The organism is Pseudoxanthomonas sp. Root630, assembly GCF_001427585.1.
GTDB lineage: Bacteria > Pseudomonadota > Gammaproteobacteria > Xanthomonadales > Xanthomonadaceae > Pseudoxanthomonas_A.
This window is the reverse complement of sequence record NZ_LMGY01000017.1, coordinates 16,991-43,793: the sequence shown is the minus strand read 5'-3', so window position 1 is coordinate 43,793 and position 26,803 is coordinate 16,991. Positions and strand designations below refer to the sequence as shown.

General features: G+C 67.9%; 29 protein-coding genes and 1 pseudogene. 16 read left to right on the top strand and 14 right to left on the bottom strand.

Annotated features, from left to right (window positions below; translation table 11 throughout):
• Positions 1-4 precede the first annotated feature (4 nt).
• From ASD72_RS14965 to ASD72_RS14955, 3 genes are all read right to left on the bottom strand, one after another.
• On the bottom strand, positions 5-1,297 hold the full coding sequence (locus ASD72_RS14965; protein ID WP_081420367.1) for an amidohydrolase family protein: 1,293 nt from the start codon (positions 1,295-1,297) through the stop codon (positions 5-7).
• Between the two features lie 94 nt (positions 1,298-1,391).
• Positions 1,392-2,426 carry an aldo/keto reductase gene (locus ASD72_RS14960; protein ID WP_056880767.1) on the bottom strand — a complete coding sequence of 345 codons (1,035 nt, stop codon included), beginning with the start codon at positions 2,424-2,426 and terminating at the stop codon, positions 1,392-1,394.
• Positions 2,427-2,527: 101 nt separating this feature from the next.
• Positions 2,528-3,262, bottom strand: coding sequence for an SDR family oxidoreductase (locus tag ASD72_RS14955; protein WP_056880766.1), 735 nt, complete (start codon positions 3,260-3,262; stop codon positions 2,528-2,530).
• A 201-nt stretch (positions 3,263-3,463) separates the two neighbouring features.
• Here ASD72_RS14955 and ASD72_RS14950 point away from each other — a divergent pair, with 201 nt between their 5' ends.
• Together ASD72_RS14950 and ASD72_RS14945 are read left to right on the top strand one after the other, a co-directional pair.
• On the top strand, positions 3,464-4,372 hold the full coding sequence (locus tag ASD72_RS14950; protein ID WP_056880765.1) for an AraC family transcriptional regulator: 909 nt from the start codon (positions 3,464-3,466) through the stop codon (positions 4,370-4,372).
• 108 nt (positions 4,373-4,480) lie between these two features.
• Positions 4,481-5,053 carry a DUF3016 domain-containing protein gene (locus tag ASD72_RS14945; protein ID WP_081420408.1) on the top strand — a complete coding sequence of 191 codons (573 nt, stop codon included), beginning with the start codon at positions 4,481-4,483 and terminating at the stop codon, positions 5,051-5,053.
• Positions 5,054-5,062: 9 nt separating this feature from the next.
• Here the strand turns inward: ASD72_RS14945 and ASD72_RS14940 are convergent, their stop codons facing one another.
• Complete coding sequence (locus tag ASD72_RS14940) at positions 5,063-5,986, bottom strand: hypothetical protein (RefSeq protein WP_155944673.1); 924 nt, start codon at positions 5,984-5,986, stop codon at positions 5,063-5,065.
• Between ASD72_RS14940 and msrB the strand changes: the two genes are divergently transcribed.
• The 5 genes from msrB to ASD72_RS14915 all read left to right on the top strand — a co-directional run bounded on the left by msrB (position 5,985) and on the right by ASD72_RS14915 (position 9,077).
• The gene (gene msrB / locus ASD72_RS14935; RefSeq protein ID WP_056880762.1) at positions 5,985-6,452 is read left to right on the top strand and encodes a peptide-methionine (R)-S-oxide reductase MsrB; all 468 of its coding nucleotides are present in this window, start codon (positions 5,985-5,987) and stop codon (positions 6,450-6,452) included. The two genes, ASD72_RS14940 and msrB, sit on opposite strands and share 2 nt — an antisense overlap.
• Positions 6,453-6,529: 77 nt before the next feature.
• Positions 6,530-7,588: a CorA family divalent cation transporter gene (locus ASD72_RS14930; protein WP_056880761.1), complete on the top strand. Its 1,059-nt coding sequence runs from the start codon at positions 6,530-6,532 to the stop codon at positions 7,586-7,588.
• A gap of 34 nt (positions 7,589-7,622) precedes the next feature.
• Positions 7,623-8,396 (top strand): HipA family kinase, encoded by a 774-nt coding sequence (locus ASD72_RS14925; protein ID WP_056880760.1) that lies wholly within the window; start codon positions 7,623-7,625, stop codon positions 8,394-8,396.
• Positions 8,383-8,790: a DUF3037 domain-containing protein gene (locus ASD72_RS14920; protein WP_056880759.1), complete on the top strand. Its 408-nt coding sequence runs from the start codon at positions 8,383-8,385 to the stop codon at positions 8,788-8,790. Before ASD72_RS14925 ends, ASD72_RS14920 begins: the two co-directional genes overlap by 14 nt.
• Complete coding sequence (locus ASD72_RS14915) at positions 8,787-9,077, top strand: DUF4031 domain-containing protein (RefSeq protein WP_056880758.1); 291 nt, start codon at positions 8,787-8,789, stop codon at positions 9,075-9,077. The genes ASD72_RS14920 and ASD72_RS14915 overlap by 4 nt, the downstream gene beginning before the upstream one ends.
• Positions 9,078-9,084: 7 nt before the next feature.
• On the opposite strand, the gene ASD72_RS14910 is transcribed toward ASD72_RS14915, so the two are convergent.
• Both ASD72_RS14910 and ASD72_RS14905 read right to left on the bottom strand, forming a co-directional pair.
• Positions 9,085-10,947, bottom strand: a complete 1,863-nt coding sequence (locus ASD72_RS14910) for a M56 family metallopeptidase (RefSeq protein ID WP_056880757.1) — start codon at positions 10,945-10,947, stop codon at positions 9,085-9,087.
• Between the two features lies 1 nt (position 10,948).
• Positions 10,949-11,344 carry a BlaI/MecI/CopY family transcriptional regulator gene (locus tag ASD72_RS14905; protein WP_056880756.1) on the bottom strand — a complete coding sequence of 132 codons (396 nt, stop codon included), beginning with the start codon at positions 11,342-11,344 and terminating at the stop codon, positions 10,949-10,951.
• Between the two features lie 163 nt (positions 11,345-11,507).
• Between ASD72_RS14905 and motA the strand changes: the two genes are divergently transcribed.
• From motA to ASD72_RS14880, 5 genes and pseudogenes are all read left to right on the top strand, one after another.
• The gene (gene motA, locus ASD72_RS14900; protein ID WP_056880755.1) at positions 11,508-12,362 is read left to right on the top strand and encodes a flagellar motor stator protein MotA; all 855 of its coding nucleotides are present in this window, start codon (positions 11,508-11,510) and stop codon (positions 12,360-12,362) included.
• 9 nt (positions 12,363-12,371) lie between these two features.
• Positions 12,372-13,298, top strand: a pseudogene (gene motB, locus ASD72_RS14895) (flagellar motor protein MotB); the annotation flags it as partial.
• A 237-nt stretch (positions 13,299-13,535) separates the two neighbouring features.
• Positions 13,536-13,886, top strand: coding sequence for a hypothetical protein (locus tag ASD72_RS14890; protein ID WP_056880754.1), 351 nt, complete (start codon positions 13,536-13,538; stop codon positions 13,884-13,886).
• 94 nt (positions 13,887-13,980) lie between these two features.
• Entirely contained in the window at positions 13,981-14,982 is a 1,002-nt protein-coding gene (locus tag ASD72_RS14885; RefSeq protein WP_056880753.1) for a hypothetical protein, read from the top strand.
• Positions 14,983-15,117: 135 nt separating this feature from the next.
• Positions 15,118-15,480: a hypothetical protein gene (locus ASD72_RS14880; RefSeq protein ID WP_056880752.1), complete on the top strand. Its 363-nt coding sequence runs from the start codon at positions 15,118-15,120 to the stop codon at positions 15,478-15,480.
• 10 nt (positions 15,481-15,490) lie between these two features.
• On the opposite strand, the gene ASD72_RS14875 is transcribed toward ASD72_RS14880, so the two are convergent.
• Entirely contained in the window at positions 15,491-16,042 is a 552-nt protein-coding gene (locus ASD72_RS14875; RefSeq protein WP_056880751.1) for a hypothetical protein, read from the bottom strand.
• A 145-nt stretch (positions 16,043-16,187) separates the two neighbouring features.
• On the opposite strand from ASD72_RS14875, the gene ASD72_RS14870 reads away from it, so the two are divergent.
• The 3 genes from ASD72_RS14870 to ASD72_RS14860 all read left to right on the top strand — a co-directional run bounded on the left by ASD72_RS14870 (position 16,188) and on the right by ASD72_RS14860 (position 17,662).
• The gene (locus ASD72_RS14870) at positions 16,188-16,898 is read left to right on the top strand and encodes a DUF6445 family protein (RefSeq protein ID WP_155944672.1); all 711 of its coding nucleotides are present in this window, start codon (positions 16,188-16,190) and stop codon (positions 16,896-16,898) included.
• A 51-nt stretch (positions 16,899-16,949) separates the two neighbouring features.
• A complete protein-coding gene (locus ASD72_RS14865) occupies positions 16,950-17,198 on the top strand; it encodes a DUF3297 family protein (RefSeq protein ID WP_056880749.1) in 249 nt (82 codons plus the stop codon).
• Between the two features lie 89 nt (positions 17,199-17,287).
• Positions 17,288-17,662, top strand: a complete 375-nt coding sequence (locus tag ASD72_RS14860; protein WP_056880748.1) for a YciI family protein — start codon at positions 17,288-17,290, stop codon at positions 17,660-17,662.
• 7 nt (positions 17,663-17,669) lie between these two features.
• Here ASD72_RS14860 and ASD72_RS14855 read toward each other — a convergent pair whose 3' ends face one another.
• On the bottom strand, positions 17,670-19,583 hold the full coding sequence (locus ASD72_RS14855; RefSeq protein ID WP_343123685.1) for a S9 family peptidase: 1,914 nt from the start codon (positions 19,581-19,583) through the stop codon (positions 17,670-17,672).
• Between the two features lie 141 nt (positions 19,584-19,724).
• On the opposite strand from ASD72_RS14855, the gene ASD72_RS14850 reads away from it, so the two are divergent.
• Positions 19,725-19,937 carry a hypothetical protein gene (locus ASD72_RS14850; RefSeq protein WP_056880746.1) on the top strand — a complete coding sequence of 71 codons (213 nt, stop codon included), beginning with the start codon at positions 19,725-19,727 and terminating at the stop codon, positions 19,935-19,937.
• 169 nt (positions 19,938-20,106) lie between these two features.
• Here ASD72_RS14850 and ASD72_RS14845 read toward each other — a convergent pair whose 3' ends face one another.
• The 6 genes from ASD72_RS14845 to ASD72_RS14820 all read right to left on the bottom strand — a co-directional run bounded on the left by ASD72_RS14845 (position 20,107) and on the right by ASD72_RS14820 (position 26,801).
• Entirely contained in the window at positions 20,107-20,514 is a 408-nt protein-coding gene (locus tag ASD72_RS14845; RefSeq protein ID WP_056880745.1) for a VOC family protein, read from the bottom strand.
• A gap of 10 nt (positions 20,515-20,524) precedes the next feature.
• On the bottom strand, positions 20,525-20,950 hold the full coding sequence (locus ASD72_RS14840; RefSeq protein ID WP_056880744.1) for a YciI family protein: 426 nt from the start codon (positions 20,948-20,950) through the stop codon (positions 20,525-20,527).
• Between the two features lie 104 nt (positions 20,951-21,054).
• Positions 21,055-23,154, bottom strand: a complete 2,100-nt coding sequence (locus tag ASD72_RS14835; protein WP_056880743.1) for an NHL repeat-containing protein — start codon at positions 23,152-23,154, stop codon at positions 21,055-21,057.
• A gap of 101 nt (positions 23,155-23,255) precedes the next feature.
• Positions 23,256-24,935 (bottom strand): DUF11 domain-containing protein, encoded by a 1,680-nt coding sequence (locus tag ASD72_RS14830; protein WP_056880742.1) that lies wholly within the window; start codon positions 24,933-24,935, stop codon positions 23,256-23,258.
• A gap of 317 nt (positions 24,936-25,252) precedes the next feature.
• Positions 25,253-25,984 carry an energy transducer TonB gene (locus ASD72_RS14825; RefSeq protein WP_056880741.1) on the bottom strand — a complete coding sequence of 244 codons (732 nt, stop codon included), beginning with the start codon at positions 25,982-25,984 and terminating at the stop codon, positions 25,253-25,255.
• A 31-nt stretch (positions 25,985-26,015) separates the two neighbouring features.
• Positions 26,016-26,801 carry an energy transducer TonB gene (locus ASD72_RS14820; protein WP_081420363.1) on the bottom strand — a complete coding sequence of 262 codons (786 nt, stop codon included), beginning with the start codon at positions 26,799-26,801 and terminating at the stop codon, positions 26,016-26,018.
• Between the last annotated feature and the right edge of the window lie 2 nt (positions 26,802-26,803).

Here is a 26,803-nt window from a genome sequence, read left to right as displayed (position 1 = left end):
GACCTCACTCGCTCGTGTTCTTGTAGACGCGGCCCTGCTTCATCACGAAGCCGACGTTTTCCAGCACGGCGACGTCCTGCAGCGGATCGCCGTCCACGGCGATCAGGTCGGCGGAATAGCCCGGCTTGAGCACGCCCACGTCCTTGTCGATGCCGAACAGGCGCGCGTTGACCACGGTCGCCGAACGGATCGCCTGCAGCGGGGTCATGCCGAACTGCACCATGCGCGAGAACTGGCGCGCATTGAGGCCGTGCGGATACACACCGCCATCGGTGCCGAAGCCCATGGTCGCGCCTGCCTGGTGCGCCTTGCGGAAATTCTCGCGCTGGGTGGCGCCCACGCGGCGCTCCTTCTCCAGCGATTCGGGCAGGAAGCCGGCTTTCTCGCCCTCGCCGAGGATGTATTCGGTGTTGTAGATGTCCATCACCAGCACGGCGCCGTTCTTCTTCGCCAGCGCGATGCCTTCGTCGTCGATGAAGCTGGCATGCTCGATGGAATCCACGCCGGCGAGCAGCGCATTGCGGATGCCGGTGGCGCCGTGCGCGTGCGAGGCGACCTTGCGGCCCAGCGCATGCGCCTCGTCGACCAGCGCCTTCAGCTCTTCCAGCGAATACTGCGGCGCGCCGACCTCGGTGCCCTTGGACAGCACGCCGCCGGTGGAGCAGGTCTTGATGAAGTCGGCACCGAACTTGACGTTCTGCCGCACCTTCTGCCGCGCGGCCCACGGACCGTCGGCCACGCCCTCGCCCACGGCCTTGTATTCGGCCGGCAGCAGGTTGTTGTCGCTGCAGTGCCCGCCGGTGATGCCGATGGACACGCCGCCCGCCAGGATGCGCGGACCTTCGACTTCGCCCGTGGCGATCGCATCGCGCAGGGCGACATCGGCGTAACCCGGCGAACCGGGCACGCGCACCGTGGTGAAGCCGGCCAGCAGCGTGGTGCGCGCATTCTTCGCGCCCTTGATGGCGGCGGCCGGCAGCGAGATCGCCAGGCGCCGGTAACCCTGCAGGTCGGCATCGCCGTGCAGGTGCACGTGCGCGTCCATCAGGCCCGGCAGCACGGTCTTGCCGGACAGGTCGTGCACGGTCGCACCGGCCGGCACGGGTGTCGTCGCGGCGGGACCGATGACGGTGATGCGCGCGTCCTCGATGACGATGGCCTGGTCGGTCAGCGTCCGACCGGATTCCACATCCAGCAGGCGTCCCGCCTTGATGTAAGTGGTGGCCGCGAACGCGGGCGCGCAGGCAACGGACAGGGCGGCGGCGAGGACACTCACCATACGAGCGTGCAGGCGCATCGGGACTCCGGACAGGAAAGGGGCCGCGCGACTCTAGCAGCCGCACGCATTCGATGACGAAGCAGGGCGGGCGATCCCGCCCTGCGCGCGGACCTCAGACCGGCGTGGGGTTGCGGTAGGCGAAGCCCGCCTGGTGCCAGTACGGATACGGCTTCGGCCGCTGGCTTGCCGCGTCCAGCTTCGCCACCTGTTCGGCCGTGAGATTCCAACCCACCGCGCCCAGGTTCTGCTTCAGCTGCTCCTCGTTGCGCGCCCCGATCACCACGGTGCTGACGGTGGGCCGCTGCAGCAGCCAGTTCAACGCGACCTGCGGGATCGACTTGCCGGTTTCCTGCGCGACCTCGTCCAGCGCATCGACCACGTCGTACAGATACTCGAGGTCGACCTGCGGCCCGGCATCGTTCGCGGTCTGCGACTGCAGGCGGCTGTTCTCGGGCAGCGGCTGGCCGCGGCGGATCTTGCCGGTCAGGCGACCCCAGCCCAGCGGACTCCACACCACCGCACCCACGCCCTGATCGGCGGCGAGCGGCATCAGCTCCCATTCGTAGTCGCGGCCGACCAGCGAGTAATACGCCTGGTGCGCCACGTAGCGCGTCCAGCCATGGCGATCGGCGGCGGCCAGCGACTTCATCAGATGCCAGCCGGAGAAGTTCGACACGCCGAGGTAGCGGATCTTGCCCGCCTTCACCAGTGTGTCGAGCGTGGACAGCACCTCTTCCACCGGCGGACGCGCGTCGAAGCCATGCAACTGGAACAGGTCGATGTAGTCGGTGCCCAGCCGCTTCAGCGCGGCATCGACGGCGTTGATCAGATGATGGCGCGAAGACCCGACCTGGTTCTCGCCCTCGCCGAAGCGGAAGGTGGCCTTGGTGGAGATGAGCAGGGAGTCGCGCGGGCGGCCCTTGATGGCCTCGCCGAGGATTTCCTCCGCGGCGCCCTTCGAATAGACGTCGGCGCTGTCGAACATGGTCAGGCCGGCGTCGAGGCAGATGTCGACCAGGCGGCGCGCTTCGGCCACGTCGGTGCTGCCCCAGGCGCTGAACAAGGCGCCCTGGCCGCCGAAAGTGCCGGTACCGAAGGACAGGACGGGGACGCGCAGGCCGGACGCGCCGAGGTAACGGTATTCCATGAGGGGGAGTTCCTGAAGCGGGGGAGTGCGCCATTGCACTCCCCCGCTCCGCCAGCGGCAACCCCTGGCGGTGGAAAACTTTGTTGCTTGCCGACGAAGACTCAGTTCGGGCTGGCGGCAGGCCGCACGATGACTTCGCTGACGTCCACGTCGTCGGGCTGGTCCACCGCGTAAGCGATGGCGCGCGCAACGGCCTCGGCGGGAATCGCGACCTGGCGGAAATCCTCGAGCCACGCCTTGATGCCGGCGTCGCTGGTGGTTTCGGCCAGTTCGCTGGTAGTCACGCCGGGCGACACCACGGTGACGCGCAGCTTGTCGTGTTCCTGGCGCAGGCCTTCGGAAATGGCCAGCACTGCATGCTTGGTGGCGCAGTACACCGACGCGCTGGGCCACACGCGATGGCCGGCCGTGGAGGCGACATTGATCACCTGGCCACCGCCCTGCGCCTGCATGACCGGCAACGCGGCGGCGATGCCATGCAGTACGCCGCGGATGTTGACGTCGATCATGGCGTTCCATTCGTCGATCTTCAGCGCGGCCAGCGGCGACAGCGGCATGACACCGGCGTTGTTGACGATCACGTCGAGCCGACCGTACTCGGCCTGGGCGAACGCCACGAACGCTTGCACGTCCCCGAGGCGGGTGACGTCGAGCGCACGGCAGCGCGCGCTGCCGCCCGCAGCGGTGATCTCGCCGACCAGCCGCTCCAGCCGATCGGTGCGGCGTGCACCGAGCACGACGTGGGCGCCGCGGCGGGCGAGTTCGCGGGCGGCCGCTTCGCCGATGCCGCTGCTGGCACCGGTGATGGCGATGACTTTTCCTTCGATTCCGGACATGGGGGTGACCTCGTTTGGGGGAAGCGCGGCACGGGCGTGCCGCAACGGGGCGCAGTCTCCGCCCGCCGGTCGCGGCGCCGATATCCGGTTCCTCCGCGATCCTTGCCTGATCCTGCCGACGCCCCGTTGGAGGCATTCCATCCCGCGGCACGCTGCGTAGACTCGCCTGCATCCCCCAAGCCCGTAGCGACGGCCCCTCCCATGACCGACACCGCTTCCGCCCATGCCGACCGCCTGCGCGAACTCGCCGGCCTGATTGAACGATCCACCGGCGGCGACGGCCTCCACGCGACCGCGATCCCGGCGCTGCAGTTCTCCCGCCTCAGTGCGCCGATGCCGCTCCCGATGCGGGGCGTGCAGGAGGCCGCGCTGTGCCTGATCGTCCAGGGCGCCAAGCGCGCCATCCTCGCCGACGAGGTGTACGAGTACGACGCCAGTCGTTTCGTCGTCGCCTCGGTCGACCTGCCGGTCACCGGCCAGGTCACCCAGGCCTCCGCCGACGCGCCTTACCTGTGCCTGATCCTGAAGCTGTCGCCGTCCACCATCGCCGAACTGGTGACCGAAGCCGAATCGGCACGGGCGCCGTTGCCGCCGCCGTCGCGCGGCCTGTTCCTGCAGCCCAGCAGCGTGGAGATGCTGGACGCCGCGATCCGCCTGGTGAAACTGCTCGACACCCCGCACGACATCCCGTTACTCGGCCCGCTGATCGAACGCGAGATCCTGTATCGCGTGCTGTGCAGCCCGCAGGGCGCGATGCTGCGCCACATCGGGATCGCCGACAGCCAGGGCCAGCGCGTGGCCAAGGCGATCCACTGGCTGCGGCAGCACTATGCGCAGCCATTGCGCATCGACCACATCGCGCGCGAAGTGCACATGAGCGCGTCGGCGCTCCACCACCACTTCAAGGCGGTCACCGCGATGAGCCCGCTGCAGTACCAGAAGCAGTTGCGCCTGCAGGAGGCCCGCCGCCTGATGCTGAGCGAAGTCATGGACGCCGCCAGCGCCGGCCATCGGGTCGGCTACGAAAGCCCGTCGCAGTTCAGCCGCGAATACAGCCGGATGTTCGGCGCGCCGCCGGTACGCGACGTGGAGCGTCTGCGCAGCCTCTGAACCGGGTGGAAACCTGCGCTGAACAGCCGTAAGCCCTGCCTGACATAGCGTTGCCGCCTTTCCCGGCGCGGGCGCACAATCGTGCTGGATACCTCCCGAGGAATGGCCATGAAAGCCCCCGCCCTGCTGCTCACCGCCCTCGTTGCGCTCGCCGCCGCGCTGCCCGGCCAGGCGCGGCAGAAGAACGTCACCGATCCGGACATCCCCCGCAACCTGCCTGCCGAAGGCGGTGCCGTCAGCGTCAGCTGGACCGATCCCGCGCAGTTCAGCGAGATCAAGTTCGGCGGCAACCGCTGGGAATCCAAACGAGGGAACTGGGTCACCGAACTGGCGAAATACCTGCGCGATGAAGCCGGACAGCGCCTCGCACGCGGCCAGACGCTGGACGTCACCATCACCGACATCGACCTTGCCGGGCAGTACGAGCCCATGGTGCGGCATGGCATGGACGACATCCGCATCGTGAAAGACATCTACCCACCGCGGATGACGCTGAATTTCGTCGTCAAGGGTGCGGATGGGCAGGTGGTCGCCGAAGGCGAGCGCAAGCTGGTCGACCACGGCTTCCTGATGGGTCCCAACCTCAACAACACCGACAACCTGCGCTACGAGAAGCGACTGATCGACGACTGGCTGCGTCGCGAGTTCAAGGGCAATGCGGCGCTGACGGCCACGCCCTGATCCACTGGCTCAAGGTGCCGGCGCCGCATCGCGCGACGCCGGTTCGTGCGGATAGACCGCCGACACCGAACACTGCACGCGGATCCCGCGGCGCGACCAGCGCCGCTCGTCGTCGGCGAACATCATCCCCGCATCGCCCGAATCGAACAGGCTGCCATCGCCGCTGTCCTGCGCGACCACGCGATCACCCGGATTGCCGCAGATGAGCCCGATGCCGACGCCGGACCGGAAGGTGATGGCGGGCGAGGAATCCAGATCCGGGCAGCCGTGCGCGAGCTCGACACGGTAATAGCGGTGCCCACCCGAGCGGCGGGGCGACAGTTCCACCAACATGCCTTCGCTGTCTTCCGACCACGCGCGCATGTACCGCGGATTGAAGCAGAAGCTCGAGGAACCGGCGAAGCCTCGCCGTTGCGGCGCCCGCACTTCCACCGTCTCCAGCGTGGTCACGCCATCTTCCGTCTGCGCCGACGCGGCACGCGCTATCGCGGCGTACTGGCGGGCGTCGATCGCCGCGATGCCGGTCACGGCGCAGGTCGCCTCGCCAATGCGCACGTATTCCTGGCCGGTCCCGCACACCCAGCCCTCGCGTGCCAGCAGGACGGCATCGGCCCGGCCGGCACCCGGACACCCTTCGGAGAGGGCGATGCGGAAGCGCTGCCCGTCGCGACCCTGCACGGCAAGCTCCGTGGACGAGGCCTGGCGAACCTCGCTCATTTGCCGGGCATCCAGGCAGCCGGGGGCCGGCGGAACACGGGGCGGCGCGTCGGGCGCCTGCGCGCGCGCCGCCTGGGACAGCGCCAGCGTCGTCAACAAAACCAGCGTCAGTCGCATCCGTGCCATCTCCTCGGGAACGCCGCGATGGTAAACCAGGGTTGTGGCACGCGGGGTGCGGCACCATATCGACGGCACCCCCTTCCGGAGCACTTCCATGACGGCCTTCGACCTCAGCCCGCCTACCGATGCGCAACGCACGGCGCTGATCGCCGGCCTGAGCGAAGACGAGCGCCGGGTGCTGCTGCAGCACGGTACCGAGGCGCCGTTCTGCGGCGTGTTCCTGGACAACAAACAGGACGGCACCTATACCTGCCGCCTGTGCGGCCTGCCGCTGTTCCGCTCCAGCGCGAAATTCGACTCCGGCACCGGGTGGCCGAGCTTCTTCCAGCCGGTGGACGAAGCGCACGTCGGCCGTATCCACGACAGCAGCTACGGCATGATCCGCACCGAAATCGTCTGCGCCCGCTGCCACAGCCACCTGGGCCATGTGTTCCCGGACGGCCCACCGCCGACCGGCGAGCGCCACTGCCTGAACTCGGTCTCCCTGGCCTTCACGCCCCAAGGCGCAGCCCTGCCCGACCCGCTGCAACGCGGGGGCGCAGAGGCGCAACCGGCCGGGTGACACCGGCCGCCTGTCACGAGACGGGCACATGACGGCGGTAGCCTGACCGTCACCCAACCGTCGCCGGGCTGTCATACATGGCCGCACTCTCCGCTGCCCACACGCCTGCGCCAACCGCTGCCGGACTGCCGGGCGCCCTATGGCTGTACCGGTTCGATGCCGATGGACGCGCGCACGCGCTCGACGATGCCGCGCGCGGCGCGGGCACGCTGCAGGACGCCGATGGCGAGGACTGGCACTGGCTGCACCTGGACCTGAGCGATGTCCGCAGCGCGCAGATCGTTGCGATGCTGCCGCTCCCCGAGGAGGCGCATGCAACGCTGTTGTCGCCCGATTCCCACGTCAACCTGCAGTTCGAGGACGAAGTGGCGCACGGCGTGTTCGTCGACTGGGTGCACCAGCGCGGCGTCGATCTCGCCGCCGAAGGCCAGCTGCGCGGCGACGACGGCATCGGCTGGCTGCATTTCGCGATGACGGACCGCCTGCTCGTCACCGCGCGGCGGCAGCCGCTGCGCTCGCTGGAGGCGGCCCGCCGGGCCGTGATCGCCGGTGCGCTGGCCGATGCGCCGGTCCGCTTGCTGGAGCTGGTGGCCGGACGCTTCGCCGATACGGTCGGGCGCAGCAGCGACGGACTCTCCGCGCGGCTGGACCGCATCGAGGACCGTGTACTGGCGGACAGCATCGGCGAGGAGCGTCGCGACCTCGCGCAATTGCGCCACCAGACCGTGCGCCTGCATCGGCCGCTCACCGCGATGCGGCGCGTGCTGAAGCCGTTCGAGCAGCGCCATGCCGGCGACACCGACCACGAACTGCTGCCCGCGGTCGCGCGGCTCAACCAGCGCTTCGACGATCTCGATGGCGACGTGGGCACGCTGCAGGAACGCGCACGCCTGCTGCAGGACGAGGTGGCCGCCAAGCTCGCCGAACGCACCAACCGCCATCTGTACGTGCTGTCGATGATCACCGCCCTGCTGCTGCCGCCCAGCCTGGTCGCCGGCCTGTTCGGCATGAACCTGCCTGGCCTGCCGTTCGCGCACAGTTCGCACGGACTGGCGTTCGCACTGCTGCTCGGCGCGGCCTCGAGCGTGGTGGTCTATCTGTTGCTGCGGCGGATGGGCGTGGCACGCTCGACCTGATCGCGACGCGGCGCCGCGTTATCCTAGCGGCCTGATGACGCTTCCTTCCCGCACCGCCACCCGCTACGTCACCCCGCTGCGCGAAGGCGGCTCCATGCCCGCCGTGGTCGAGGCCGATGACGACGGCCTGTATGTGCTGAAGTTCCGCGGCGCCGGCCAGGGGCCGAAGGCGCTGGTGGCGGAGGTGATCGCCGGCGGCCTGGCCAAGGCGCTGCAGCTGCCGATGCCGGACCTGGCCCTGATCGAACTCGACGCGGACCTCGCCCGCACCGAAGGCGATCCGGAGATCCAGGACCTCATCAAGGCCAGCGCCGGCATCAATCTGGCGATGGACTACCTGCCGGGCGCGGTGAACTTCGACCCCGTGGCCGAACAACCCGATGCGGACCTGGCGTCGCGCATCGTCTGGTTCGATGCCTTCATCAGCAATGTCGACCGCACCGCGCGCAATACCAACCTGCTGATGTGGCACCGCAGGCTGTACCTGATCGACCACGGCGCGGCGCTGTACTTCCACCATGGCTGGGACGGCGATGCGTCCGGCGCCGGCAAGCCGTTCGCGCTGATCCGCGATCACGTGCTGCTGCGCTGGGCGTCGCGCGTGGCCGACGTCGATGACGGAATGGCGGCCAGGCTGACGGAAGCGACGATCGGCGGCATCGTCGCCGACGTGCCCGATGCCTGGCTGCAGGGCCCCGATGGTTTCGGCGATCCCGCGACGCAGCGCGCCGCGTATGTCGAGTACCTCGTCCGCCGCGTGGCGCAGCGCGACGCCTTCGTGCAGGAGGCGATCCGTGCGCGCGCATGACACCTACGACTACGCGGTGATCCGCGTCGTCCCGCGCGTGGAGCGCGAGGAGTTCGTCAACGTCGGCATCATCCTGTCGTGCGAGCGCGCGGGTTTCCTCGAAGCGCGGATCGAACTGGACGAAGCGCGCCTGCGCATGCTCGACCCCACGCTGGACATCGAATCGCTGCGCCGCCACCTGGACACCATTCCCGCGATCTGCCGCGGTGGCGAGTCCGCTGCGCCGATCGGTCTGTTGCCGTCGCGCGCGCGCTTCCATTGGCTCACCGCCAAGCGCAGTTCGATCATCCAGACCTCGCCGGTGCACATGGGCCGCTGTGGCGACCTGCCGGCGACGCTGGACCACCTGATGGACCGCATGGTGCGGCCGCCGAAGGCCACCGCCCCGCGATGAGCGTCTACGTGGACGATGCCGTCACGCTCTGGCGCGGCCGTCGCTGGGCCCACATGATGGCCGACACGCTGGACGAGCTGCATGCGATGGCCGCGCGCCTGGGCATGCCGCGGCGCGCCTATCAGGACAAACGCAGCGGCGCGCACTACGACCTGACCGAAGAACTCCGCGAGCAGGCCCTGCGGTTCGGTGCCGTCGCGATCTCGCGCCACCGCGACCGCGACCAGGTCCGCGCCATCATCCGCATCGCCCGCTCGCAGTGGAGCGGGCTGCACGCGGACGGGTGAGCCCCGCTCAGAGGCGCTGGGCCTTGCCGTTGCGGATGGAGTCGTCCAGCAGGCGACCCACGTCGTGACGCATCTGCACGACGGCAGCCTCCTGGCGGCGGGCAAGGACTTCCTGCTGCCGTGCGAGCGGATCCTGCTGGCGGGCCAGCACATCCTGCTGCTTGGCCAAGGCATCCTGTTCGCGCGCCAGGGCCTCCATCTTGCGATCGAGTTCGGCCTGGCGCCCCTGTCCGCCGCGCATCGCGGCCGACGCCTGCTCGCTGGCGATGGCCGCCATCTTCTCGCCCAGTTCGCCCTGTTTTTCGCCCAGCGCACCCTGGCGTTCGCCGAGCGCGCCCTGCGCTTCGCCGAGCTTGCCCTGTTGCGCACCGAGCGCTTCCATCGGCGCATGCGCGGCCTTGAAGCGCTGCAACGTGGCGCTGTCGCGCACGACGTACTGCTTGCCGTCCTGACGCACCCACAGCACCGGCGCGTTGCCCTGCTGCAGCTTGCGGGCAGTGGTGATGTCGTCGCTGCGGCCCGCCATCGTGACGTCATTGCCTTCGATCAGGACGTAGGCATCACCGTTGCTCTCACTGTCGATGTTGATCACATGCCTGCTGCTGTGGCCAGGATGTTTCGGAGGTGCGGGAGGCGCGGGCGGCGCCACCTTGGGTACAGCCGGGACGGCCGGCGCGGGCGGCGGCGGCGGAGGCGGTGCAGGCACGGCGTACGGACTGGCAGCGGCGACGGCGCGCGGCGCGACGGCCGGGCGCGCCTGCGGCGTCGCGGTGGCGGTCGCTGCCGCGACGGGCGCGAGGGCAGCGGTCGGGGCAACGGCGGGCGTCGGTGCGACGGGCGCAACGGGGGCGCTGGCGGTGACCTGGTACGGCACGGCGCCCAGCAGGACCAGGCCGATGGTCAGGGCCAGGGCGCTGCTGCGCAGGGGCGATGCGGTGTGCTGGAGCATGAGCAGTCTCCTCTTGAGGATACGGAACGTGGGGGAGGCGCCGGCGAGCGCCGGCGACGGTGCGGTGGAAACGCCCAGCTTCACCAGCAGGCGTCCGTAGTCGTGGGGTGCGTGGCGCTCGTCGGCCAGCACGGCGGCATCGCAAGCGACTTCGCGGGCCAGGCCGTACTCGCGCGCGGCGAGATGGGCAACGGGATGGAAGAAGAACAGGTGCTGCGCCAACGCCGGCATCCATGCCCACCAGAGGTCGCGACGCTGCAGGTGCGCGAGTTCGTGATGCAGCGCCATGCGCAGGTCGTCGCCGCGCATCCGCGCCAGGCCGGCCGCGGGCAGCAGCAGCACCGGGCGCCACGGGCCGGCGAGCATCGGCGAATCGATCTCGTCGCTGACGCGCAGCGTCGGCAAGGTGGAGAGGCCGAGGTGGCGACCCAGCGCGGCGTATTCCTCGTTCGCACGCAGGTCCGTGCAGGGTCGCGCGCGCTTCAGCTGTCCGCGCAGACGAAGCGCGTGGCGAGCGGAATTCACCAGCATCACCGCCACGCCCGCGAGCCAGGCCGCGAGCAACCAGACGGACCAGGCGATCGGCGTGCCCGCGTCCTGCGCCGACACCGTATCCACGGCGTCGATCGTCGCCGGAACCGTCGTGAGGTACGTGGCTGCATCGGCGGCAGCCGGAGCGGCCTGCATGGCGGCGACGGCGGCGGGTTCCGTAGGCAGCAGCGGCAGCGCGATCGGCGCATGCCAGAGCAGGCCCACCACCAACTGCGTGGCGACCAACCACCACAGCCAGGCACGCGTGCGCGCATCCAGGCGCGGCAGGAAGCGGCACAGCGCCCAGACCAGGGCGGCGAGCAGGATGGCCTGTCCGCCGACAGCGAACAGGCGCGATGCGATCAGATCCGCGAAAGCTTCCAGGCCCATCTCAGCTCTCCTTGCGCTTGGATTGCAGATTGGCGACCAGCGCTTCGAGTTCGGCGAGTTCGTCGTCGCTCACTTCCGAGCGCTGCGACATCCACGCGACGAACGGGGACAGCGACCCCTGCAGGGTTTTCTCCACGAAACTGCCGACCGCCGTGCGCATGACGTCATCGGACTGGGCTACCGGCGCATAGCGGTACACGCCATCCACCGGCCGGCGGCGCAGGTAAGCCTTGGCCCGCAGCCGCTCCATCATCGTCAGCACGGTGGAGCGCGCCAGGCCGCGCGGTTCGCCGAACGCAGCAGCCACCTCGCCAACGCTGGCCTCGCCGTGCTCGGACAGGTGCTGCAGCAGCGCCAGTTCCTGGTCGCCAATGGACTTGCGGGCCTTGCCGGGCATGGGATCGCCTTGTGACTACAGTTGTCGTCAACATGCCCGTGACGACAACTGTAGTCAACCCTGCCGAAGGTCACTCCCGGGCCAGTCCCGACGAACGGTCGGCGCTCAAGAAACCGGTGGACGGGCCGATCCAGAGGAAACCCCACCCCTGCGTCCCGTCGCCATGCTCATCATCGTCGGCTTCATCATCGTCACCTTGAGCGTGATCGGCGGCTACCTCGGCTCGCACGGCAAGCTCGGCGCCCTGTGGCAGCCCTTCGAGCTGGTCATCATCGGCGGCGCTGCGTTGGGCGCCTTCATGGCCAGCAATCCGACCAAGGTGGTGAAGAGCACGATCTCGGCGACGCTGTCGGTCTTCAAGGGCGCGAAGTACAAGTCGTCCGACTACCTGGACGTGCTGACGCTGATCCACGAGATGCTCAACAAGGCGCGCCGCGATGGCTTCATGTCGCTGGAAGAGCACATCGAGAACCCGACCAACAGCCCGCTGTTCCAGAAGTACCCCAAGATCCTCGCCGACCACCATCTGCTCGACTTCCTGACCGAGTGCCTGCGCCTGATGGTGGGCAGCAACATCGAACCGCACGAACTGGAGCCGCTGCTCGAGCTGGAGCTGGAGAAGCACCACCACGAAGCGATGGCGCCGGCGCATGCGCTGCAGAAGGTGTCCGACGGCCTGCCTGGCTTCGGCATCGTGGCCGCGGTGCTCGGCATCATCGTGACGATGGGCTCGATCGGCGGCGACATCGCCGCGGTCGGTGCGCACGTGGCCGCCGCGCTGGTCGGCACCTTCCTCGGCATCCTGCTGGCCTACGGCTTCGTCTCGCCGCTGGCCGCCGCGATCGAGGCGCAGGTGGAACAGGACAGCCGCATGTACGAATCGGTGAAGACCGCCCTGCTCGCCTGCCTGCGCGGCTACAACCCGGCCGTCGCGCTGGAGTTCGCCCGCAAGACGCTGCCCTCGGACGTGCGCCCGCCGTTCGCCGAGTTCGAAGCGCACCTGAAGGCCAACAAGTAAGCCACGGCGATGAGCGAGCAGCGCCCCACCATCATCGTTCGCCGGGTCAAGAAGGTCGCCGGCGGCGGCCACCACGGCGGCTCGTGGAAAGTCGCCTATGCGGACTTCGTCACCGCGATGATGGCGTTCTTCCTGGTGATGTGGCTGATGGGCGCCACGACCAACAAGGATCGTGCGGCGATCTCGGAGTACTTCCGCAATCCCAGCCCGCTGAGCGGCAAGAGCTTCTCGCCCGCACCCGGCCCGGCTGGTCCAGGCGGCGCCAGCACCTCGATGATCAAGCTCGGCGGCACGATGGACCTGCCCAAGGGCGAGAGCGACAACCCGTTCGCCAAGCCGCCGGGCGATGCGCAGCAGGTGTCCGAAGAACAGCAGAAGGCGCAGGAGAAGCAGCGCCTCGAAACCCTGATGCAGGCGCTGCAGGAAGCCATCGGCAAGAGCCAGGCGCTGGAACCGTTCAAGGACCAGCTGTTGCTCGACCTGACGCCGGAAGGCCTGCGCATCCAGATCGTCGACCAGCAGAACCGGCCGATGTTCGACCTCGGCGGCACGGTGTTGAAGCCTTACACGCAGGCGATCCTGGCCGAGCTGGCGACCTTCATCAACCAGGTGCCGAACCACATCAGCATCACCGGGCACACCGATACCACGCAGTACACGACGAACCGCGGCTACACCAACTGGGAACTCAGCGCCGAGCGCGCCAATGCCGCGCGCCGCGCCCTGGTGGTCGGCGGCATGCACGAGGACAAGGTCTCGCGCGTCGTCGGCCTGTCGTCATCGGTGCTGTTCGACAAGCAGAATCCGCAGAACCCCATCAACCGCCGCATCAGCATCGTGGTGATGACCAAGGCCGCGGAAGAGGCGTTGCAGGGCGAAGGCCAGCTGCTCGCCCCCGGCGCACCGAAGCCGGACGCCGACACCGCCATGCCGGATGCGCCGGTGCAGGCGACAGCGACGCCGGCGGCCACCGCGCCCTGATCCGAAGCGGGTGCGATGTTCTTTCTGACGCTGGCACTCTTGCTGCCGCGCCTCCAAAGCGTCGAGGCGCCCCCTCACGTAAATGCGAATACTTCTCATTAGTATTGACTCACTGCAATCATAGAGCTATATCGTGTCCGCCGGGAGCGCAAACACGCGCCTCGCGCAATCTCCCCATTCCAAGGAGTAAGGATGAAGACGCTGGTGCTCCCCTTCGCAATCGCAGGATTGGTCACTCTGTTGCCCATCACGTCGTCTGGGCAAGAGAGCGACCCGTTCTACAATCATCTTCAGTACGACATCAATTCTGACATCGCGCACAAGTGCTATGCGGACTCAGTGCTGTCCGTGCGCCTGGAGAATTTCTTCCAGGACGTCACTAGCGCATGCTTGCCAGACCATAACGGTTACAGCGCCCACATCGAGCTGCAGACCTCGTCCGAGAAGAACGAGGCCCTCGATGTTGTGGCGGATTCGCCAGCGAACGAATACTTCCTCTGTAATGAACTTGTTGGCGGTTGTTTCGGTGCCCACTACCAGTAAGAGGAAGACATCATTAACCGTTGCCGCCATCTTGGCGGCATCTTTTTGCTTGTACTCCTGCATAGGCGCGGATGGGATCCTAACGAGGGCGGCAATGGAACGGCCCGAAGGAGAGGCAGAGCGCGGCACCGTCCGCTCGCCGGAACCGAGGGCACTGCCGAACAGCCACCACGCCAAGGCAACGTCCTTGGACGTCGATCTTCCTTGTGCGCAGAAGGCACAGGAACATGGCCTGGAGTCTGCCTGGACTGAACTGGCCACCATCGAGTTTCCGAAGCCGGCGGAGTGCTGCAACTACGACAGACAAGAGCTCGACGCACTTCTCGACGCATGCAGCGCATACCACGACTCCATCAACGAGCACATACGCGCCCAATCCACGTGGCCCGATCAGAAGAACTACCTGCTCATCTCCAACACATTCAACACCTGCAGGAAAGCGAGGAACACCCTCCGGGCGACAATCGGCACTTCCGAAGAAGTGGCTCGTCATCGCTCCCTGTACATGCAGGTGGTCGACGACTTCAAAGAGTCAAGGTGGAGCGCGCTGCTGGCGAAGATACAGGACGGATACCCATTGGAACTCGACGACGGAAGGGAGGAGCCGGGGTACCCTAAGAACATCATGCAACTGGCAGCGCTCTACAGTGCGCCTCCGGAGGTCATGAAGAGGATCATGGCGACCGGAGTCGCGATACCCGACTATACGATTCCGTTGGCCCTGAAGCATGGCAACGTAGCCGTGTATGAGGCATTCAACAAGAAGAACAAGAACATCAATTCCATATCGTTCCACGGAGCGCCCTATTGGGCCCCATCATTTTTCTCGGGAAAGAACGATGCTTACGGCGCAATGCTGCTCGAACGGGGCGCGGACTACTCGGTGAAGTACATGGACAACGGAGAGTACGGAGACATCCTTCACCACTTCCTGAGAAGTAGAGCGCTGGCCAATGACCCTGCATATGGGAGAGCCGCCGTGCTCTCCATGATCGCCGGTGGCGCAAAAGTGGAGAGGAGCATGCTAGACATGGAAGTGCCGATCGAAGTGCGAGATCTCCTCGTCACGCACTTTGCAAAGTGCGGGGATCAATAGCGTACCCGTGTGGGGTGAGGCATCGAACGACAACCATCGACGTACAGTGTCTTGGCGCTGGATCGGCGTCACAGAGGATTGGACATAGAGCAGATTCGATAGCGTCTGTGCCCGCTCTAGACCCAGGCGCGCTGCATGAACTGCCACAGCGGGCCCGCGCTGACCGACAATCGCTTCCACAACCTCGGCCTGCATTTCTACGGCCGGTCGAAGGAGGACCTGGGCCGCTACCGGGTGACCGGCGACCCTGCCGACAGTGGGAAATTCCGCACGCCGACGCTGCGCAACGTCGGCAAGACGGGCCCGTACATGCACAGCGGCGGCTTCATGGAGCTGCGTGGCGTGGTGAACATGTACAACGTCGGCATGCCTAGGCCGCAGCGCAAGCCGGAGCAACTCGACGATCCGTTGTTCCCGCAGGTCGATCCGTTGCTCAAGCCGCTCGACCTGCACAAGACCGAACTCGAGGCCATCACCGAATTCCTGCGGACGCTGTGACGCGTTCGCCCTAGAACGCGTCGCTGCCCGGGCGGATTTCCACGCCCATCACCGCGGCGAGCTGCTGCATGCCTTCGTCGTCGCGGCGCAGCGCCATCCAGCCGGCATAGGCGTCGCCGCCGGTATTCCAGTTCCACAGCGTGTAGCCGTGTTCGCGCAGGCGGTCGTAGGCCGTCGCCATCAGCACCGGCACCTCCGCGTCGTCCATGAAGTCCTCATCGCTGGTGTCGCCGCCCCAGTCGATCTCGATGGCATAGCGCGCGGCGAGCTGGTTGACGCAATCGACGAAGGATTCCGCATCTTTCCAGTCCACGTAGAACCCCGACGTCCAGTCGATCGCATCCTTCAGCGTCCACAGCACCTGGTCCGGTTCCATGGCTTCCTCGCCGGTGGCGTCGCGATAGGCCGCGAACTGGCGAAGCGCGGTCTCCTCATCGCCCGGGTTGATCAGGACCAACAGGTTCCACACCAGTGCCTCGGTGTCGTCCAGATCCATGTCGTCGTCATCCTCGAAGGCATGGCGGAAGTTGTCGTCGGGGTCGAAGTCGTTGTCGGGCTGCATGGCAGGTACGCAAGGCGTGGGAACGGGCGTGATGGTACGCGCTGGCGATGGCGGCGTCGTGGCCGGCGGACCAGCGGCATGCCATCCGTCCGCGAGGCGTTCTATCGTGGCCCCGCCGGCGCGGGCCGGCCTGCCGGGAGTCGCGATGTTCAACCCTCGTCCCGTGGTCAGGGCGCTGCCCATCGGCGACGGTCACGCGTGCGTCGTGATCGATGACGCGCTGGTCGGCCCCGAGCGACTGCCCGCCTTCGCCTATGCCTATCGCGAGGACTTCCAGCAGGCCCCGGCCGGCCAGTTCCCCGGGCAGCAGCTGCGCATGCCCGAGGAATTCACCCATTTGCTGGGCGATGTCTTCCGCGAGCATGCCCGGCAGGCGCTCGGCGTACGGCGCACGCAGTTCGGCGCCAGCCGGCTGGCGCTGGTCACATCAGCGCCGCAGGCGTTGGCGCCCGTCCACTGGAATCCGCAGCGCGTGCGCGCGTTCGAGCCGGAGCAGCGTGTCGTGCTTGCGGAGCTGTTCCTGTTCCACGACGAGATGCTGGGTGGCCTGCAGTTCTTCGTGCCGCGCGTGTCGCCGCAGCAGATCGAACAGATGGAGCACGATGCCGGAGCCTTGGCGCCCGACGAGTTCTCGCGCCGCCACGGCGTGGCCGCCGCCTATCCGCGGGGCGGCAGCGCCTGCTTCGCCGAGGCACTGGCCATTCCGGCGCGGTGGAACCGCCTGGTCTTCCACGACGGCGCCAGCTTCCATGCGCCCGCCATCGGCGACCCCGCGCGACTGGTGGCGGATCCGCGCGCCGGCCGCCTGAGCCTGACGGCAGCGTTCACCTGCAGCCGTCCGCGCGTGCCGTGGTGAGGCGCCGCTTCGGGTATTCTTGCGCTCCCGAAGCACGCACGACGCACCGCCATGTCCGACACGCCTCCCGACCACCTGTCCTCCGATCCGCGCAGCCCGTTCCACAACGCCGAGGCGATGGACCGTGGCGTGGGCATCCGCTTCAACGGCGTCGAACGCGACAACGTGGAGGAATACTGCATCAGCGAGGGCTGGGTGCGCGTGCCGGTGGGCAAGTCGAAGGACCGTCGCGGCAATCCGATGACGATGAAGGTCAAGGGCACCGTGGAAGCCTGGTTCCGCTCGCCCGCGGCCGAGTAAACGCAGGCGAGGCGCGTCACGTCGCCGGAACATCGGCCGCCACGCCCCCGTGGCACAATCCCGGCCTGCATGGCACGCCGGGAGGGCGCATGAAGTTCCTGCTGATGGTCTACACGGACGATTCCCTGATCGACGCGCTGCCCGAGGGCGCGTTCGACCGGATGATGCACGGTTGCATCACCCACGCCGACGAACTGAAAGCCGGCGGCACGCTGATCGAATCCCAGCAGTTGGAACATGGCAGCACCGCGCGCACGGTCCGCGTGCGCGATGGCAAGACCACGGTCGTCGACGGGCCCTTCGCCGAGACCAAGGAAATCCTCGGCGGCTACAACCTGATCGAAGCCGACAGTCTCGAAGAAGCGGTGAAGATCGCGCAGGAATTCCCCTGGATCGGCACCGGCAGCATCGAAGTGCGGCCGGTGCGCGATTTCGAGGCGGTACGCAGGCGCGTCGGCGCCTGATCCCGCCCTACTTCGCTTTCGCGCCGCCAAGGTGGCGCGAAAGGAAGCCCAACAACTGCGTGTAATAGGTGCGTCGGTTGGCTTCGGCATAGAAGCCATGGCCCTCGGTGCGCACGTACAGCGTCTCCACCGGCACGCCCGCCGCCTTCAGTGCCTTCTCCATCCGCTCCGTGTGCGCCTGCGGGGCGATCTCGTCCTTGCCCCCCGCAGCCAGGAACACCGGCACGCGGATCTTCGCCGCCAACGCGGTAGGCGAAATGTCGGCCAGCGCGGTGCGATCGTCGCCCACCCAGTCGTTCATGTAGTTGCCGATCCACTTGGCGTTGCGCGACTTCTGCCGGTGCATCAGCTCAAGGTCGTACACACCCACGTAGCCGGCCGCGCAGCGATACATCGCCGGCTCCTTGGCGACGCCCATCAGGGCCGCATAGCCGCCGTAGCTTGCTCCGTACAGGCAGACCCGCTGCGGGTCGGCGATCTTCTGCTCGATCGCCCAGCGCGTGGCATCGGTGAGGTCGTCCTGCATCGCACCACCCCACTCGCGCGCGCCGGCCTGCATGTGCGCGCGCCCGTAATTGCCTGAGCCTCGGAAATTGAGCCGCAGCACGGCGTATCCCGCGCGCGCCAGCATCTGCGCCTCGTCGTCGACCTCCCAGCGATCGAAGACGCCGATCGGTCCGCCATGCGGCATCACCACCAGCGGCAACGGACCTTGGCTGCCGCGCGGGCGCGTCAGGTAGCCGTGCAGCGGCAGGCCGTCGCGCGCCTTCAGCGAGACCGATTCGCTGGGCGCCAGGCTCGCCGGATCCAACCACTTGCGTCGGCTGAAGATCAGGTCGGCGGCATTCGTCTCGGTATTGAAGAGGTAGAAATCGCCCGGGCTGGTGTCGTTCCAGATGTGGACGATCTTCAGCTTGCCGTCGCGCGTGCCGGAGGTGATCAGGATCGAGTGGCCGGGAAACGACCGCTCCAGCTTGCGGTACAGGCGCGCCGTCTCCGACTTGTCGTCGAAGAACACCGTGCGGAGCTTGTCGTGCATGAAGAAACTGCCCACCGGCGTGCGACCGCCCGGCGCGCGGATGATCCGGTAGGGGTCGACCACCGCATCGCGCAGCAGTTGCGTGCGTTCGCCGGTCACCGTATCCAGCGCCATGATCGCGTCCGGTCCTTCGCGCTGCTCGACCTGCAGGTAGGCCGTGCGACCGTCGGGCGCGAAGCCCAACGGCACTTCGACGCGCCGCGTCGCGTTCTCGTCGTTGATCAGCGCCCAGGGCGTGTCGCTGCCCGCGCGGTGGTAGAGCTTGCTGGCATTGTCCTCGCCGGCACCGAGCGCGAAGCGGACCTGGCCCGTCGCATCCACGACGAAATCCGCACGACGCACGGGTGCAGTGGCGAGCGTATCCAGGTTGCCATTGAAGGCGTCCAGACTCATCAGCCGGGTGTTCGGCATCGACGTGTCCAGCGCATACATGCTGATCAGCACCTTGCGCGGATCGTTCGGCATCGGATCGACCAGCTCGGCCGCGCGCGGCTGCAGTTCATTGCCATCCAGGCCATAGCGGCCGAAGATCTGGCGACGCACGGTGCCGTCGACATTGGTGGCGTACAACTCGCCGGTGGCATAGGGCTGGTCGCGCGAACCATATTTCTTCGCGACCGAGACGACGACACGCTCATCGCTGACCCACCAGACGTCGTCGATGATGCTGTCGCTGCCGGCGGTGATCTTGGCGGTGATCTGCCGGTCGCTGCGCCGCTGCACGGCAAGGATCGTCTGGTCCTCCAGCGGCACGGTCAGCGCGTAGTACTCGCCGGTAGGCGAAATCTTCAGGGTTTCCAGCACGTCCTGCTTCAGGAACGGCTCCAGGTCCACCTGCGCGTGCGCCCACGGCGCCAACAGGCATCCCAGCAAGATGCCCACACTCCTTGTTCCCCATCCCATGGATGCCTCCCGTGGCATCGTTGTCCCCGTGCGGATTAAACCGCACGCCGACGGGACGCGACAAGCACGGGTTCAGCGCGCGAGCGCGGCGGGCTCTCGCTGCGGTTCCGCTGGCGGCGCGTGGACGGCCGGCCGGAGTTCCTGCAAGCGCTGCTCCCCGCCCCGCAGCCACGCCTGTCCTTGTTCGCGATGCAGGTGGTCGCGTCCGATCCGGTCGATGGCGGCGCCATCGCCCGTTGGGCCTGCGGCGGCCTCGTTTCCTGCGCCATCGCCATACTCTGGCATCCCGTGCTCAGGACAATCGATGCGATCGGCCCCATGATCGAATTCTGACCACCACCTTTGTTCTCGCGTCGCGCACTTTGGTCATCGTTTGGCCTCCTGCCAGAACGAGTCATGGATTCATCTGTATGGCACCGCGCCACACTGTGCAAGACGCGACACCCTGATGTGAGCAATGTCATGCGCTGTGTGCATTCGCATCAAGCCGCTGCTGTCGGCATTACTCGGCTGGCACGCCACTCTCGTCCATGCGCACGACTTCCCACAGATGGCCATCGAGATCTTCGAAGCCGCGCTGGTACATGAAACCGTAGTCTTTCGCCTCCATCGGCTCGCGGCCGCCGGCTGCCAGCGCCTTGGCGACCATCGCATCCACCTCGCTGCGACTCGCGACCGAGAAGCAGATCAGCACCTCGGTGTGCGTGCGCGCATCGCAAAGGGACTTGCGGGTGAAACCCTGGAAGAACGGCTCCACCAGCAGCATCACATAGATGCTGTCGCTGATGACCACGCAGGCGGCGTTCTCATCGGTGAACTGGGGGTTCGAGGCGTAACCCAGCGCGCTGAAGAAGGCCTTGGCCTTGTCCAGGTCGCGCACGGGCAGATTGACGAAGATCTGGGTGCTCATGTCCTGCGCCTCACTGCGGGTTGCGGGATTGAAGGTCGGCCGCCAGGCGCGCTTCCTGTTCGCGCAGTTCCGGCGTCAGCGCATCGCCGAAGTCGTCGGCTTCGAACACAGGGCGCAGTTCGATCTCGGCACCACCATCGAAGGGCGCGCGCTTGATCCACTCGATCGCTTCGTCCAGGTTGCGGACCTGCCACAGCCAGAAGCCGGCGATGAGCTCCTTGGTCTCGCCGAAAGGCCCGTCGATGACAGTGCGCTGCTTGCCGTCGAACCGCACCCGCGCGCTGCGCGAGGTGGGATGCAGGCCCTCGCCCGCCAGCATGATGCCGGCCCTGACCAGCGCTTCATTGAACTTGCCCATCTCGGCCAGCAACGCGGTGCTGGGCATTGCACCGGCCTCGGACTCCGGGCTGGCCTTCACGATGACCATCACTTTCATGGCGCTCTCCTGTCTTCCGGACCGGACCATCCGGCCGCTCTTGTCCATGACGACGAACGGGCCGGGCGGAGATCGACACCCGTCGGGGAAAGAATGCAGCGGGGTTACGGCAGCCGCAGCTTCAGGTCGCGGCGGCCCTGTGCCTCGTTGCCGCTGTGGTCGCGCGCGGAGACGCGCAACAGGTAATCGCCTGGCGGTAGCTCGCCCGCCTGCCAGGTACCCTCGGCCCACATGCCGTCGCGCACCGTGTTGGTCACGCTGTAGCGGAACCGGGTCACGGCGCTGCCGTGCACGGTGATGCCACTGCCGGGCGCGTAAGCGACCTGCACCGCATCATCGGAAGGCAGGCGCTGGAAATCGATGTTCATGCGCGGCGCTTCGTAGCCCGCCACCGGCGTGCCGTCGCCGTGCAACAGCTGATAGCCGAGCGCGTACAGGCCCAGGCGACGGCGCGGCAGGTTACGGTCCACCTGGTCCCAGGCCTCCACCACGATGCGCACGCCCTGCAGGTCACGCGACACCACCACGCGACCGTCCTGCTTCGCGTCGATCGGCTGGTCCAGCGTGTCGAACAACGTCACGTCATCGATGCGCGGCGCGTAGGCATCGGTGAAACCGGTGAAGCCGAGGCCGATGGCATTGCGCTCGTAACCGGATGGGCCGATCGAAAGGTGCACATGCGCCATGCGGTTCACCGTGCCCAGCGGATCGCCCGCGGCGAAGCGGGTGCCGCGACGCACACGGATGCGGCCCGGATCGCCACTGAGATCGTGCAGCAGTTGGAAGCGCGTCGGATCCAGCAGATCGCCGCGCGACGTGCGCCCCACCCGCATGTGGATGTAGTCCAGCGCACCCAGGCCCAGGCCTTCGCCCAGACCGTCGAAGCCCCATGCCGCGCTGGGGCTGCTGACCTTGCCGTCCGCGATGGCGAGCACGGTCGCGCCGACATCGCCACGGATGTCGAGCCCGCCATGCAGGTGGTGGCGACTCTCGCCTGAGTAGTCGCCACGGACTTCGCCCAGCGTACCCACGACTTCGTGCCACCCGTCCTGCGGCGCGAGTGGCCAGCGGCCGGCGGTGGCGGGCAACGGATCTTCCGGCGAAGGCCCCACGGGCGATACCGCAGGCGCCGTGCCGACCGCCAGGGGCGCAAGCCGATGCACGCGATGGCTGCCCGCATCAGTGAAGTGCACGCGCCCGGCCGCATCCACCGCCAGGCCCGCGGGGCGCGACAGGCGCTGGCCAGGCAGATGACCCGCCAGCACGTGCCAGCGGCCATCGCGCATCACCTGCATCACGCGCCCGGTGTACAGCTCGCCGACGTAGAGGTGGCCGTCGTGGGTGAGCGCGAGGGCGAGCGGGCGACGCGGCCCCATGGTCGTGTCCGTGTCGGGCCGCAATGGCAGCGTGCTGACGCCGCCGTGCGGTTCGATGCGGCGGATCGCATCGTTGCGCAGGTCCGCGACCCAGACGATGCCGGTCGCATCCACCGCCACCGCGGTAGGCGTGTCGAAGCGCGCGTCGCTGCCGGTGCCGTCGAGGAAGCCCGGCGCATCGCCACCCGCCAGGGTCGTCACCTGGCCATCGCGGTCGATCATGCGGATGCGGTCGTTGTAGGTGTCTGCAACGAAGACGCGCCCACGCCCATCCACCGCCACGCCGACCGGTCCGTTGAACTGGGCTTGCGCGCCCGGGCCGTCTCGGTACCCCGCTTGGCCGGTGCCGGCGACGGTGGTCACCACGCCTTCCGGTGTAATCCTGCGGATGGCGTGATTGCCGGTGTCGGCGACGTACAGGTTGTCGTCGAGGTCGCGCGCAAGGGCGGAAGGCGTATTGAACGCGGCAGCGCTGCCGGTGCCGTCGGCGAAGCCTTCAACGCCGCCGGCCAGCGTGCTTACCAGGCCGTCGGGTGCGATGCGGCGGATGCGATTGTTGTCGCCCGCGTCGGCGACGTAACGCGTGCCGTCCTCCATGACGACGATGCCCCAGGGGTCGTCGAAGCGCGCCTGCGCGCCCGCGCCGTCCTGCGCGCCGCGCACGCCGTCACCGGCCGCGAGCGTCCGCTCCGCCGCCCAGCCGAACGGCGTCAGCGGCGGACCGGCATCGGGGACGGGCACGGGGAATCGGGGCGTGAACAGGAAGGTGGCGGCGATCGCCACGGTGGTCATCACCACGACCACCCACATCCATGCGGTACGGCTCATCGAATCGGTGCGGCGAAGAAGGTCGCCGCACGATAGTCACTGAGCGCGGGGAAAGGAAGCGCCTCCGCGACACGCCCCGGGGGCGCGACGCGGCGTCCCGGTCAGGGCTGTCCGGTAGCGGTCACGCGGCAGGGCACCAGGAAGGTGACGGTACCGCCGGACGGCAGCGCGGGGATCGCCACGCCACTGCCCACCAGACCGGCCAGTGCGCCGGTACCCGGGCATTGCGCGCCACCGCCAGCACTGCAGGTGATCGGGTTGCCGGCCGGCGGGCAGGTCAATCCGGCCCCGGGCGCATCGGTGACGACGGCGCCATCGGCCGCCTCGGGGCCCGCGTTCGAGACCAGGACGGTGAACGTGCGCAGGTCGCCGGACACGGCGGAACCCGCACCCGTCGTCTTGCTCACCGACAGATCCACCAGGCGCGCGGTGTTGGTGATGGTGCAGACGATATCCAGGCCGGTGTGCGCGGCCGTCAGCGTCAGGGTGCTCCCACTGAGGTTGCCGCCCGTGCAGCTCCACGCGCTGGCGTTGTAGTTGCGCGCATTCCCCGCGCCCAACGTCTCGCCCAGGGTGATGACGTTGCCGGCAGCCACCGCGACCGCCGCACCGGTGTCGGTTTCGGACGCGGTGTTGGCCGTGGACGCCAGGCTGGCCGCATTGGTGCCGCCCGTCGCCGACAACGCGGCGGTATCGTTGATGGCCGCGTTCACCCAGCGCTTGGCCAGCGCCAGCGTCGACTGTCGCGTGTTGGTCAGCGTGCAGGTCAGGGTCTGGTTGGCGCGGTAGTTCGCGGTCGGGATCACCACCTGGCGCGTGGTGGCGTTGACCGTGGCCGATACCGTGGCGCCGCTCTGGTCGACGCAGGTGGCGCTGGTCAGCAGGTAGCCGGCCACCTGGGACTCGGTGAGCGTGATCGGGGCGGCGTGGTTGGCGATCGCGTAGGTGCTCGAGGCCACCGGCGTGTTCACCGCCGTCGTGGTCAGGTTGAACGTCTGCGACAGCGCATCGCTGGCGGTGAAGGCGAACGTGCCGGTGCCGCCGACGGTCTGCTTGCGCACGATCACCTTGGAGCCGTCGAAGCTCCAGCGCATCTCCAGTTCGTCGCCACCGGTCGGACCGGTGAGGTCGATGCTGAAGGTCAGGCTGGTGACGCCGGTGCCGTTGAACTGCACCGAACCGCAAGCCGTGCCGCGTGCGACCGAGTTGGCGTTGCCGGTGCGGCATTCCGCATCGGCGTCGCCCGAGAACGCACCCAATTGACGGAAGAAGCGGTTCTGCGCCGGCTGCACCATGAACTGCGCGTTCCCGCTCAGGCGGGTCATCGTGACCGAGCCGCCCTGCGACGCTGAGCCCGTCAGCGTCCAGCGCGAGCTGTTGGGATCACTGTCGATCGCGCCGCCCAGGCGGTCGATATGCAGCACCGGGTTGTCGACCGGCTTGCTGAAGGTGGCGGTGTAGGTGCGGGTACCGGTGTCGTGCAGGATCACCAGCGAGGTGCCGTTGTTGACGGTGCCGCCGTACGGATCGGTCCACCAGCTGTTGTTGGTCGCGTTGAACGTGCCGTTGGCGTAGTTCTGGTTGGCGGTGCCGGTCCAGGTCACGCTGATGCCGCTGACACTCGTCGTGGCGGAACTGGACCCGTTGGTCGTCCAGGTGCCGGTCAGCAGGGCGAACGCCGAACCGGCCGCGAACAGTCCCGCAACGACCAGCCCGGCCTGCCCCAGCAGGCGCGACAGCCGGCGTCGCGGCGGCCGGGCCGTGCGACGGATCGAGGTCATGGGAGGAGATACACACGAAGCGCCCCGCAGGCGCAGACCAGCCAAGAAATTGCGCGACATCGACGAACGGATCCCCTACGACCTTCCGGAAAGACAACGCCTTCCTGGCTGGCGCCCACCGCGGCCCGGCAGCACGCTGCGGAACCGGTCGGGTACACCCCCTGTAGTGCCGCGGGGACCGGGGCCCGGCCTGCCTGCAGCACTAATGTGATCCGTATCTTAGCTTACAGACCGGGGTTGTGAGAGTTTCGTCACATAACAATTGAGGTGTCGCGCACGGGTCGGCTCCCGGGGTACCAGCCACGGGTGAGGCGCGATCAGCCGGTGGACAGCGGCTTGAAGGGGGAATCCAGCACGACCGGGGTCATGGGGTCGTCCTGCTGCCCGGCAGCGGCAGCACATTCAGGCGACCGGGCGTCCAGCGTCCTCGGATCGGGGGACGACGCGGTGCGGGTCTCGAAGAAGAACGCCACCGGAAAGCGCAGCTGGGTCTCGATGGGATGTCCGTCCACGACTTCCGGCTGGTAGCGGATCGAGTCCACCCACGCCTCCATGGCATGCCGGAAGTCGCCCACCGACCCGCGCCGGGTCTTGACCGAGGCCAGGGATGCCCGGCCGTCCCGCCCCACCCGCACCGTGAGCTCGAAGCTGCCCTCCGCGCCGGCCCGCGCCGCCAGCGGCGGATAGGGCAGCGGGGGCAGCCGCAGGGCGTCATCGGCGTAGCCCGGCCCATTCGCCGCGTAGTCCATGCCAATGCGCATGCCCCCATCGGCCTGCGGTATCGCGCAGGCTTTCAGGCGGACATGGGTGATACCCGGCTTGGGTACCCCGTTCACGCGCGCCGGCTCGAAGCGCCATCGGGCGATCCGCTCCTCGACCGCATGGCGCACCACCGACGGCAGCTTCGGATTCGCCTGCACCTGCTGGGGCACGCCTTCGGCGTCCAGCACCACGCGGGCCGTCGCCGGGAAACGCACAGGCTCCCCGGCTTCGCCCGCCTGCAACGACGCGCTGGCCAGCAGCAGACCCATCGCGATTCCCGCCTTCATCGCAGCGCTCCTCGTGGCCATGGACACAGGGCTAACCGGTCGTCACGGGCTTGAAGGGGGAATCGAGCACCATCGGACGCGGCGGCCCTTCTTCCGTTTCCTTGCCCATCGCCGCCATGCACTCGGGAGACCGCTGCCTGGCCTCGCGCTCCTGGCGCACGTACTGGCGCATGCTGAGCGAGCCGCCGCCCATCGAGAAATCCACCGGGATCGCGACCCGGGTGGTGACCGGCGTGCCGTCGATCTCCTCAGGCACATAGCGCAGCGTGGCCACCCAGGTGCGCAACGCCTGCTCGAACAGGGGCAGTTGGCCTTCCTGGGTTTCGATCGTCTCGACCGCCGCACGTCCATCGGTGCCGATCTGCAGCACCACGCGGAACACACCCCCCTTGTTCCGCTGCGCAGCCTCGACCGGATAACGCGGCGCCGGATGGAAATAGCGTCCATCGGCGTAGCCCGGGCCATTCCAGCCGTAGTCCACCGCCAGTCGCATGTCGCCATTCGCCGCCGGGACAGCGCAGGCATCGACGAATACCGTGGTGGCGCCGGCGCGCGGCTGGTCGCCCTCCCGGGCCGGCTCGAAGCGCCATTGCGCCACGCGCTGCGCGATCGCATTGCGGATCACGGCCGGCAGCTTCTGGTCCACGTCGACCTGTTGCGGCACGCCCTGCGCATCCAGCGCGACGCGCGCATGCGCACGGAAATGGATCGGCTTGGCTGTCGGCTCTGCCGACGACGCGTTGAGGGCCACCAGCAGCAGCCCGATTCCCCACACCTTGCGCATGGCTTCGTCTCTCCCCGAGGACAGACGAAGCATAG